The sequence below is a fragment of the Streptomyces sp. NPDC048415 genome (genome assembly GCF_040651675.1).
Classification (GTDB): domain Bacteria; phylum Actinomycetota; class Actinomycetes; order Streptomycetales; family Streptomycetaceae; genus Streptomyces.
In genome coordinates this window covers 37,310-47,819 of sequence record NZ_JBEZKJ010000048.1, presented here as the reverse complement: position 1 = coordinate 47,819, position 10,510 = coordinate 37,310, and the positions used below count along the sequence as shown (strand labels likewise).

12 protein-coding genes are annotated in these 10,510 nt (G+C 71.1%); 6 read left to right on the top strand and 6 right to left on the bottom strand.

Features of this window, described 5'->3' with window-relative positions:
• The first annotated feature begins 553 nt into the window (after positions 1-553).
• Positions 554-1,621 (top strand): RNA ligase (ATP), encoded by a 1,068-nt coding sequence (locus AB0D27_RS27460; RefSeq protein WP_362513991.1) that lies wholly within the window; start codon positions 554-556, stop codon positions 1,619-1,621.
• Between the two features lie 57 nt (positions 1,622-1,678).
• Here AB0D27_RS27460 and soxR read toward each other — a convergent pair whose 3' ends face one another.
• Positions 1,679-2,191 (bottom strand): redox-sensitive transcriptional activator SoxR, encoded by a 513-nt coding sequence (gene soxR / locus AB0D27_RS27455; protein ID WP_362513988.1) that lies wholly within the window; start codon positions 2,189-2,191, stop codon positions 1,679-1,681.
• Positions 2,192-2,298: 107 nt separating this feature from the next.
• Between soxR and AB0D27_RS27450 the strand changes: the two genes are divergently transcribed.
• On the top strand, positions 2,299-2,760 hold the full coding sequence (locus AB0D27_RS27450; protein ID WP_362513986.1) for a MaoC family dehydratase: 462 nt from the start codon (positions 2,299-2,301) through the stop codon (positions 2,758-2,760).
• Positions 2,761-2,770: 10 nt separating this feature from the next.
• Here the strand turns inward: AB0D27_RS27450 and AB0D27_RS27445 are convergent, their stop codons facing one another.
• The 3 genes from AB0D27_RS27445 to AB0D27_RS27435 all read right to left on the bottom strand — a co-directional run bounded on the left by AB0D27_RS27445 (position 2,771) and on the right by AB0D27_RS27435 (position 4,983).
• A complete protein-coding gene (locus AB0D27_RS27445; protein ID WP_362513983.1) occupies positions 2,771-3,397 on the bottom strand; it encodes a TetR/AcrR family transcriptional regulator in 627 nt (208 codons plus the stop codon).
• Between the two features lie 95 nt (positions 3,398-3,492).
• Entirely contained in the window at positions 3,493-3,747 is a 255-nt protein-coding gene (locus tag AB0D27_RS27440; RefSeq protein WP_362513981.1) for a YiaA/YiaB family inner membrane protein, read from the bottom strand.
• Between the two features lie 84 nt (positions 3,748-3,831).
• Complete coding sequence (locus AB0D27_RS27435; RefSeq protein ID WP_362513979.1) at positions 3,832-4,983, bottom strand: acyl-CoA dehydrogenase family protein; 1,152 nt, start codon at positions 4,981-4,983, stop codon at positions 3,832-3,834.
• A gap of 89 nt (positions 4,984-5,072) precedes the next feature.
• Between AB0D27_RS27435 and AB0D27_RS27430 the strand changes: the two genes are divergently transcribed.
• The 4 genes from AB0D27_RS27430 (at position 5,073) to AB0D27_RS27415 (ending at position 7,844) form a co-directional block, all read left to right on the top strand.
• Positions 5,073-5,714, top strand: a complete 642-nt coding sequence (locus AB0D27_RS27430; protein ID WP_362513976.1) for a TetR/AcrR family transcriptional regulator — start codon at positions 5,073-5,075, stop codon at positions 5,712-5,714.
• Between the two features lie 124 nt (positions 5,715-5,838).
• Entirely contained in the window at positions 5,839-6,564 is a 726-nt protein-coding gene (locus AB0D27_RS27425) for a winged helix-turn-helix domain-containing protein (RefSeq protein WP_362513974.1), read from the top strand.
• Positions 6,565-6,628: 64 nt separating this feature from the next.
• On the top strand, positions 6,629-6,799 hold the full coding sequence (locus AB0D27_RS27420) for a hypothetical protein (protein ID WP_362513971.1): 171 nt from the start codon (positions 6,629-6,631) through the stop codon (positions 6,797-6,799).
• 85 nt (positions 6,800-6,884) lie between these two features.
• Positions 6,885-7,844: a DMT family transporter gene (locus AB0D27_RS27415; RefSeq protein WP_362513969.1), complete on the top strand. Its 960-nt coding sequence runs from the start codon at positions 6,885-6,887 to the stop codon at positions 7,842-7,844.
• A gap of 146 nt (positions 7,845-7,990) precedes the next feature.
• On the opposite strand, the gene AB0D27_RS27410 is transcribed toward AB0D27_RS27415, so the two are convergent.
• On the bottom strand, positions 7,991-9,073 hold the full coding sequence (locus AB0D27_RS27410) for a Zn-dependent alcohol dehydrogenase (RefSeq protein ID WP_362513966.1): 1,083 nt from the start codon (positions 9,071-9,073) through the stop codon (positions 7,991-7,993).
• A 12-nt stretch (positions 9,074-9,085) separates the two neighbouring features.
• A complete protein-coding gene (locus AB0D27_RS27405; RefSeq protein WP_362513963.1) occupies positions 9,086-10,474 on the bottom strand; it encodes an aldehyde dehydrogenase family protein in 1,389 nt (462 codons plus the stop codon).
• Between the last annotated feature and the right edge of the window lie 36 nt (positions 10,475-10,510).

Below are 10,510 nucleotides of genomic sequence, written 5' to 3'. Positions count from 1 at the left end.
AGTGGGAGTCCGCGACGGGGTGCGGGAGCCACAGGTCGAGGAGCGGGCACAGTTCGTCGATGCGCTGTTCGCGCGCTGCGCGAAGTGGGAGTCCGCGACGGGGTGCGGGAGCCACAGGTCGAGGAGCGGGCACAGTTCGTCGATGCGCTGTTCGCGCGCTGCGCGAAGTGGGAGTCCGCGAGGGGGTGCGAGAGCCACAGGTCGAGGAGCGGGCCGGCCGTTCCCAGGCTGGCGGCGCATATCTCGAAGAGGTCGTACACGGGAGACGGCGGCTCGGGAGTTGTGAGGACGTCCTGACACGCGTGGACGATCGTCGCGGCCTGTTCGGCGGCCCAGGAGCGCCAGTCCACCCGGCTCAGCCCGTGGCTCCCCAGCCGACGCCGCCCAGGCTGCCGTCCGTCATCTCGGGCGCCCCCTGCGGCAGCAGTCGGCGGGCCGGCGAACCCGTTGCCGAAGATCCCGACGGTACCAGCCGCAAATTCCCTCGCTCCAGTCCTTTCCCCTGCGGAGAGTTGGGACGATGGAACCCAGCTGAGGAGCCCGAGGAGTCCCGATGTCGACGCTGCGCGTCACCGCCGAAGTGCTGACCATCCATGAACACCCGAACGCCGACGCACTCGAACTGGCCCAAGTGGGCCTGTACCGAGCCGTGGTCGCCAAGGGCGCCTACCGCACCGGCGAGCGGGCCGTGTACATCCCTGAGCAGTCCGTGCTGCCGGCCGAGCTGATCCAGGAGCTGGGCCTGACCGGCCGGCTCGCGGGAAGCGGGTCGGACCGGGTCAGGGCCGTACGGCTGCGCGGGGAGCTGTCGCAGGGAATCGTGTGCCGCCCGAACGCGCTCGCGGACGTCGACCTGGCGAAGGCCGCCGAGGACGGGACCGACTTCGCCGAGGCGCTCGGCATCGTCAAGTGGGTGCCGCCGATCCCGCCCACGATGAACGGCGAGATCGAGTCCGCGCCCGACCTGCTGCCTTGGGTCGACATCGAGAACATCCAGCGGTACCCAGACGTCTTCACGCCGGGCGAGCCCGTCGCCTTGACCGAGAAGTTGCACGGTTCGGCCTGTCTGCTGACGTACCTCGCCGACGAGGACCGGGTGCATGTCTCCTCCAAGGGCTTCGGCGCCAGGTCCCAGGCGCTGAAGGAGGATCCGCGCAATCTGTACTGGCGGGCCGTGCACGGTCACGGGGTGGCGCAGGCCGCGGCCCGGCTCGCGGAACGGCTGGGCGCGCGCCGGATCGGAATCTTCGGCGAGGTATACGGAGCGGGCGTACAGGATCTGTCGTACGGCGCCGACGGCCGCCGCCAGACGATCGGCTACGCCGTGTTCGACGTGTCCGCGGAGATCGACGGCGAGATCCGCTGGCTGGACGCGGCGGCGCTGCTGGACGGCGAACTCCCGCTGGTGCCGCGGCTGTACGAGGGGCCGTACGACATCGAGCGTGTCCTCGAAGTCGCCTCCGGCCGTGAGACCGTGTCCGGGCGCGAGCTGCATCTGCGCGAGGGCGTGGTGATCCGCCCGGCCATCGAGCGCTACAGCCCGGTGACCGGCGGCCGGGCGATAGCGAAGGCGGTCAGCCCGGCGTATCTGACGCGGAAGGGCGGCACGGAGTACGAGTAGTCGGACGTACGGAGCCCGGGGCGCCGCTCAGCGGCAGTCCTCGGCTCCGTGTGCTGCTCAGCGGCAGTCCTCGGGCTCTCTCTGCTGCTCTCGCGGCGTGTGCTGCGCTGAGGCGGCGCGTTCCACCAGGAGCCGGGAGCCAGTCAGGCGCTCGCCGAAGACGTCGTCGGGGTTGGAGAGCACGCAGTTCTCCAGGGACAGACAGCCGCAGCCGATGCAGTCCGTGAGGTGGTCCCGCAGCCTGCCCAACTGCTTGATGCGTTCGTCGAGTTCGGAGCGCCAAGCCTCGGAGAGCCGGGCCCAGTCCTCCCGCGTGGGGGTGCGCTCCTCGGGGAGTTGGGCGAGGGCCTCGCGGATGGTGGCGAGCGGGATGCCGACGCGCTGCGCGGCACGGACGAAGGCGACGCGGCGCAGCGCGTCCCGGTGGTAGCGGCGCTGGTTGCCTGTGGTGCGGCGACTGGTGATCAGACCCTTGGACTCGTAGAAGTGCAGGGCGGAGACGGCGGCGCCGCTGCGGGCCGCCAGCTGGCCGACCGTGAGTTCGTGGATCTTCTCGGGAATCTGGGGCACTCCTCGAACCTTACCGACCTCCTCCCAGCCGTGGAGCGTTGACAGGAGCCCTCCCCCCGACCATGCTAAGCAGTTGCTTAGACATAGCGACGCGGGAGGCCGGGAACATGGCAGAGCCGAGGATCTTCACGTCCGCCGACGATCTGAAGGCGGCGGTGGGCGAGCAGTTGGGTCACAGTGAATGGCTGGAGGTCGACCAGAAGCGGATCGACCTGTTCGCGGACGCCACGGGCGACCACCAGTGGATCCATGTGGACCCGGAGAAGGCGGCGGCCGGTCCCTTCGGAACGACGATCGCGCACGGCTATCTCACGCTGTCGCTGCTGCCCGCGCTCGTACCGCAGGTGATGCGCGTCGAGGGCATGAAGATGGGCGTCAACTACGGCTCGAACAAGGTCCGTTTCCCCGCACCGGTGCCGGTGGGGTCGCGGCTGCGCGCGACGGCCGTCCTCACGGAGGTCGCCGAGGCCGGCGGTGGCATCCAGGTCACGGCCGCGGTGACCGTGGAGCGCGAGGGCGGAGACAAGCCAGTGTGCGTGGCGGAGTCGGTGTCTCGGTACTACTTCTGACAGACCCGGCTTACTCCTTGGCCCCGACCATCCTCAAGACGAGGTCGGCATAGAGCGCGCCGACCTCGTCCGGGGTACGGGGTCCGTTCACGTTGAACCAACGCGCCACGTCGATGCAGAGCGACAGCACCGCGAGCGTGGTTCCCGGCACGTCCGGGACATCGAAGTCGCCCGCCGCCACGCCGTCCTGGATGATCCCGCGCACCTCGGCATCGACCTGACGGCGCAGGGCGATGATCTCGGCGCGCGCGTCCGGGCCGAGCGAGTCCAGTTCGTACTGCACCACCCGTGCGGTGGTGCGCCCCCCGGCGTGCCACCGGACGAAGGAGCTCACGGCGTCGGCGAGCCGCTCGGCCGCGCCGCCCTCGCCCTGCGCTGCCGTCCGCAGGATCTCGAGGGCCTTCTCGTGGCCGATCCTGCTGATCCGGTGGAGCAGCTCTTCCTTGGTCTTGTAGTGGATGTACAGCGCGGCCGGGCTCATGCCCGCACGGCCCGCGATGTCCCGGGTCGTCGTCGCGTGGTACCCGCGCTCGGCGAAGGCCTCCACGGCGGCGACGAGCAGCCGCCGGGCCGCGTCCGGGGTGACCTCGGCCCACGGCTGCATCTCGCCGCCGGGCGTCTCCTCCGCCGTACTCATCGCTGTTCGCCCCTTCTCCACTGGCAGGGTGAACACCATACCCCTGAACCTGAGCGGGCGCTTAGATTCCCCGCTCAGTCCCGGCCGCGCCCGGGTCAGAGCTTCTCGAAGGGGTCGTACACCCGCCCGCCGGGGCGGGTGGCGTCCTGACGGTCACGGATCACCTTGGCCAGTGTGAAGGACGACGTCACCAGGTAGAGGACGGCGATGGCCAGGAAGGCACGCACCCAGGCGTCGGCCTGCAGCCTGAAGATACCGAGGGCGGTCGCGGCCATCGCGACCGAGAAGGAGGCCACGGCCTGACCGTAGAAGGCGGCCGTGTTCTGCTGTTTGACGGGTGTCTCACTCATGGGACAAGAGTCGGCGGACGTGGTCGCCGCCACATCCGCCGGGATACTCAGAAGCGGACGCGGACGTACTGAGTACGACGTCGCTCAGAACGCCGAAACCCCCGTCAGCGCACGGCCTATGACCAGCTTCTGGATCTGACTGGTGCCCTCGTAGAGGGTCATCACGCGGGCGTCGCGGAGCAGCTTGCCGGCCGGATACTCGTCGATGTAGCCGTAGCCGCCGAAGACCTGGAGGGCGTTGTTCGCGGCGCGCACGGCGGCCTCGGAGGCGAACAGCTTGGCCGTCGAGGACTCGGTGGCGAACGGCAGCCCGCGGTCGACGAGATCGGCGACCCGCCAGGTGAGCAGGCGCGCGGCGTCCACGTCCACGGCGATGTCGCTGATCAGCTCCTGCACCAGCTGGTGATGGGCGATGGACTTGCCGAACTGCTCGCGTTCGGCCGCGTACGTCACCGCCGCGTCCAGGGCGGCCTGGGCGATGCCGACACAGCCCGCCGCGACCGACATCCGCCCCTTGGCCAGCGCGGACATCGCGACGGAGAAGCCCTTGCCCTCCGGCGCGATCATCGCCGAAGCGGGCACGCGCACGTCTTCGAGGACCAGTTCGGCGGTGGTCTGTCCGCGCAGCCCGAGCTTGCCGTGGATGGTTCGGCGGGTCAGGCCCGGGGTGTCGGTCGGCACGAGGAAGGCGGAGACACCCCGGTGGCCGGGCGCGTCGGTGGAGCGGGCGAAGAGGAGGACCACGTCGGCCCAGGTGCCGTTCGTGATGAACATCTTGGTGCCGTTGATGACGTAGTCGTCGCCCTCGCGCCTGGCCTTCGTCGACAGGTTGCCCGCATCCGATCCGGTGCCGGGCTCGGTGAGGCCGAAGCAGCCGACGTACTCGCCGGAGGTCAGCCCCGGCAGCCACCGCCGCTTCTGCTCCTCACTCCCCCACTGCGCGATCGACTTGGCGACCAGGCCCAGCGAGACGGAGACGATCCCGCGCACGGAGGAGTCGCCGCGTCCCAGTTCCTCCGTGACAAGGCAGTACGCGAGGTGGTCCCCGCCGCTGCCGCCGTACTCCTCGTCGATGGTGAGCCCGAGGAAGCCGACCCCGCCGAGCTTCTTCACAAGGGACTGGTCGACCTCCTCGGCGCGGTCCCACTCGATGACATGTGGGGCGATCTCGCGGTCCACGAAGTCCTTGGCGAGCTGCCGGACGGCCGACTGCTCCTCGCTGAGCTCCAGGTTCATGCCGAGTCACCCCACAGATAGCGGACATTGAAAGCCGTACATTTAAATTAGCACTGCTAGTTTCCGAGCGCAGCCCTACTATGTGCGCCATGGCCCGACCGCGCAAGCCCCTCCTCAACACCGACCGCATCGTCGAGACGGCACGGGCGCTGGTGGACGCCGAGGGCCTGGCGGCCGTCTCGACGCGCCGGCTCGCGGCGGAACTCGGGGTGAGCGGGCCGTCCCTGTACAACCACTTCCGCACCAAGGACCAGATCCTGGAAGCGGTCGCGGACTCGGTGAGCGCGCAGGTCGATCTGTCGATGTTCGAGGACGGGCGTGAGTGGCGTACCGCGCTGCACGACTGGGCCGTCTCCTACCGGGCGGCTCTGCGCGACCACCCCAACATCGTGCCGGTGCTGGCACGCGGGCCCGGGCGCCGGCCTGCCGGGCTGCGGCTTGCCGACGCGGTGTTCGGGGCGATGGTCGACGCGGGGTGGCCGGCCGCGCAGGCCACGTCGATCGGGGCGCTCATGCGGTACTTCATCATGGGGTCCGCGCTCGGATCGTTCGCCGGGGGATTCGTCGACGACGCGACCGCGTACGACCCTGCCGACTATCCCCATCTCGGGCAGGCCCATCTCCTTGCCGAGCAGCAGGAGAAGATCGACGAGCGGGCCTTCGAGGCGGGGCTCAGCGCGCTGCTGGACGGATTGGCGTCACAGTTCGAGCGGATGATGGGGCGGCGTTAGCCCGTCCGGCGTTTGAGGACGAGCGCGAAGCGCGACAGGGGGGTCTGGGGGCGCAGCCCCCAGGGACGGGCAGAGGCGGCGGGGGCGAGAAACCTTTCGGTGAGCGCCGAAGGGTTCGTGTCGCATGCTGGGTGGCATGACGAGGTCGAATGATCCGGTGGGGCCGGGGCTCGCGGCGCTGGCCGCTCTGATGGCGGACGAGACGCGGGCCGGTTTTCTACTGGCCCTGCTCGACGGACGGGCGTGGACGGCAGGCGAACTGGCACGGCACGCCGGAGTCGCACCGTCGACCGCCACCGAGCACCTCGGCAAGCTCGTGTCCGGAGGCCTGCTCACCGAGGAACGGCAGGGCCGGCACCGCTATGTACGACTGGCCGGCAGCCGGGTGGCGCAGCTCGTCGAGGACCTCGCCGCCCACGTCAGGCCGGACACCGCGCAGAGCCCCCGCACCCTGCGGGAGGCCGGCGCGGGGTCGGCGATGGCACGCGGGCGCACCTGTTACGACCACCTCGCCGGACGGCTCGGCATCGCCGTCACCGCCGCGCTGACCGGCCGGGGGCTGCTGCGCCAGGACACCGGGTTCGCGCTCACGGACGCCGGACTGGGGTGGTTCGACAGCGCGGGAATCCGCCTCGACCGCACCGGCCGACGCCCGCTCGCCCGCGCCTGCCTCGACTGGACGGAACGCCGCCCGCACCTCGCCGGTAGCGCCGGCGCGGCGCTGTGCCGGCACGCCCTGGACGCCCGCTGGTGCGTACGCATCGGCTCGGAGAGGGCGGTCAAGGTGACCCCCGAAGGCGAGCACGCGTTCGCGGAACTCCTCGGCATCGAGGCGATGGCGCTCCGCTGAGCGAGCGGTGTCCCACTCGCCGCCGGTGACCACCGCGCGGCAACCGGCCTCCCACTCGCGACCGGTGACCACCGCGCGGCAAGCGGCCTCCCACTCACCACCGGTCACCACCGCGCGGCAACCGGCCGACCACTCACCACCGATCACCACCGCGCAGCAACCGGCCGACCACTCACCACCGATCACCACCGCGCAGCAACCGGCCGACCACTCACCACCGATCACCACCGCGTGACAAGCAGCCCCCCCACTCGCCAGCGGTCACCGCGGCGTCCGGAATCCGCCAGATCTCCTCCCCTGTCCCGCCTAGCCTCAGGAGCATGATGAACACGCCCCGAGCTCTGCCCTCCCTCCGCCGTACGGAGCTGCTCGCGGCGGGAGCGGCGACCGTCACCGTCGGGCTGTGGGCCTCCGCCTTCGTTTCGATCCGGAGTGCGGGCGGGGCGTACTCGCCGGGTGCGCTGGCGCTCGGGCGGCTGTTGGCGGGAGCCGTCGTGCTCGGGGCCGTCTGTCTCATACGCCGGGAGGGGTGGCCGCCGCGCGCTGCCTGGCGCGGGATCGGTCTGTCCGGGGTGCTGTGGTTCGGCTTCTACATGGTGGCTCTCAACTGGGGCGAGCAGCGGGTGGACGCCGGGACGGCGGCGCTCGTGGTGAACATCGGTCCCCTCCTCATCGCCCTGCTCGGATCCCGGCTGCTCGGTGACACCATGCCGCCGCGGCTGCTGGCGGGCATGGGGGTGTCGTTCGCCGGAGCGGTCGCCGTCGGGCTGTCGATGTCCGGTCAGGGCGGTTCGTCGGTGCTCGGGGTGGTGCTGTGCCTGCTCGCCGCCGTGGGCTACGCGGCCGGGGTCGTCGCGCAGAAGCCGGTGCTCGGGCGGGCGAGCGCGCTGCAGGTCACCACGTTCGGCTGTCTGGTCGGGGCCGTCGTGTGTCTGCCGTTCGCCGGGCAGCTCGTTGCCGAGGTCGCCGACGCGCCCGTCTCCGCGACGCTGAACATGCTCTATCTGGGGGTCTTTCCGACCGCATTGGCGTTTACGACCTGGGCGTATGCGCTTGCGCGCACCAGCGCGAGCCGGATGGGGGCGACGACGTACGCGGTGCCCGCGCTTGTGGTGCTGTTGTCCTGGCTGTTCCTCGACGAAGTTCCGGGGCTCGTCACGCTGGCGGGTGGGGTGCTGTGTCTGGCGGGGGTGGCGGTGTCTCGGTCCCGGACGCGGCGTCCCGCGGCGCCGGCGCCGGTGCCGACGCCCGACCTTCGGCCCGAACAGGAACAGGCGTGATCTCAGTCGGCGTCAGCGTGTGCGGCTGAGGACCAAGCGGTTTTCGCCCCCTCCGCCCCTACCCCTCCCGAGTCTGGGGGGCTGCGCCCCCCAGACTCCCTCTCTCGCGCTTCGCGCTCGTCCTCAGACGCCGGACGGGCCGAAAGCTAGAAGACCACCAGCGCCCGGCCGCCCTTTCCCGCCAGCATGTTGTCGAATGCCGCCGGGATGCCGTCCAGGGCAATGTGGTCGGTGACCAGGGCGGCGAGGTCGAGGTGGCCCGCGCGGATGTGTTCGGCCAGCACCGGGAGGTCCCGGGCTGGGTCGGAGTTGCCGTATACGCAGCCCGAGAGGGTCCTGCCCCAGTGGAAGATCTCCAGGGCGTTGAAGGTGACCTGCTGGTCCTTGCCGCCGATGCCGACGACCGTGGTGCGGCCGCCGCGCCGTGTGGAGTCCCAGGCGGCTCGGATGGTGACGGCGCGGCCCACGCACTCGACGGCGACGTCGACGCCCTGTTTGCCGGTGAGGGCGCGGATGTCGCGCGCGGTGGTGTCGGAGGCGACGACGTAGTCGGTCGCGCCGGCGCCGCGCGCGAGGGACTCCTTCTCGGGCGAGACATCGACGGCGACGATTTTCGAGGCGCCGGCGATCCTGGCGGCCTGGAGGGCGGCCAGTCCGACCCCGCCGACTCCGAACACCGCGACGCTCTCGCCGGGCTGGACCCTCGCCGAGTGATGGACGGCCCCGTACCCGGTGAGGACGGCGCAGCCGAGGAGGGCGGCGTCGGTGAGGGGTACGCCGTCCGGTACGGGCAGAACGCATCCGGCGGCCACGACGGTCTCCTCGGCGAACGCGGCGACGTTCAGACCGGGGTGGAGGTCACTTCCGTCGGACACGCGTCGGGCGTACACGTCGCCCGCGCCGGTCAGCGCGTTGGCGCACAGCCACACCTCGCCCAGTGAGCAGGCGTGACAACTTCCGCAGGACGGGGCCCAGTTGAGGACGACTCCGTCGCCGGCTGAGACATGGGTGACGCCCTCGCCGACGGAGACGACGGTGCCCGCGCCCTCGTGGCCGAGGACGGCGGGGACCGGTACCCGCATGGTGCCGTCGGACAGGGACAGGTCGGAGTGGCAGACCCCTGCGGCGGCGAGCCGGACGCGGACCTGGCCGGGGCCGGGTTCGGGAAGGTCGATCTCGGCGATCTCCAGGGGAGCGCCCACGGCGGGAAGGACAGCGGCGCGGATCACGGGAAGGCTCCTTTAGAACTGAAGGGACTTGGTCTGGAGGTACTCGGACAGACCGTGTGAGCCCAGCTCGCGTCCCACTCCCGACTGCTTGTAACCACCGAAGGGGGCGAGGGGGTTGAAGCGTCCCCCGTTGATGTCGACCTGCCCCGTGTCGAGCCGCCGCGCGAAGGCGACCGCCTCGCCCTCGTCGCCCGCCCACACCGCGCCCGCGAGCCCGTACACCGTGCCGTTGGCGATGTGCAGAGCCTCCTCCTCGTCCTCGTACCGGATGATCGACAACACCGGTCCGAAGATCTCCTCCTGGGCGATGGTCATGTCAGGTGTCACGTCGGCGAAGACGGTCGGGCTGATGAAGTAGCCGTGCTCACGGGGGGATTCGGGGCCACCCGCGACGACGCGGGCGCCCTCGGCGACGCCCTTCTCGATGTAGCCCCGCACCCGCTCCCGCTGCTTGGCGTTGACGACCGGGCCGATGCGGTCGCCGTACTTCGTGGCCGCGGCGGCTGCCAGCTCTACCGCCTCCTCGTACCGCGCGGTGTGCACCAGCATGCGCGTCCAGGCGCTGCATGTCTGCCCGGAGTTGGACATCACGTTGGCGACGCCGACGTTGACGGCCTTGGCGAGGTCGGCGCTCGGCAGGATGACGTTGGCGGACTTGCCGCCGAGTTCGAGGGCGACCCGCTTGACCGCGGCGCCGGCGGTCGCGCCGATCCGCTTGCCGACCGCCGTGGAGCCGGTGAAGGAGACCAGGTCCACGTCCGGGTGCTCGGCGAGGGCCTGGCCCGCGACCGGCCCGAGCCCGGTGACGAGGTTGAAGACACCGGCGGGCACGCCCGCCTCCTCGACCGCCTCGGCGAAGAGCTGGGCGGTGAGCGGGGTGTCCTCGGCGGGCTTCAGCACGACCGTGCAGCCCGCCGCGAGCGCCGGGGCGACCTTGGCGACGATCTGGTGCAGCGGGTAGTTCCAGGGCGTGATCGCGCCGACGACACCGACGGGTTCCTGATAGACGGTCGAGTTGCCGACCTTCTCCTCGAAGGCGTACGTCGCCGCCAGTTCGGCGTACGAGCCCGCGACCAGGATCGGCACGCGCGCGTGCACCGTCTGCGAGAACGGCAGCGGTGAGCCGAGCTCGGCGGTGACGGTCTCGGCGATCTCGTCCTTGCGGGCCACGAGTACGTCACGCAGAGCGCCGAGCTTCGCGGCCCGCTCGGCGGGCGCCGTCGCGGCCCAGGCCGGGAAGGCGGCACGGGCGGCCCGTACGGCGGCGTCGACGTCCTCGGCGGTGCCCGCCGGCACCCGGCCGATCACCTGCTCGTCGGCCGGGTTCACGACCTCGATGGTGTCCGTGCCGGCGGCGGGGCGCCAGGCCCCGTCGATGTACATGCCCTCGTGTGCCTTCATCGTTTTCCCTCCGGGCGGGCCGCGTCGTCCGGACCC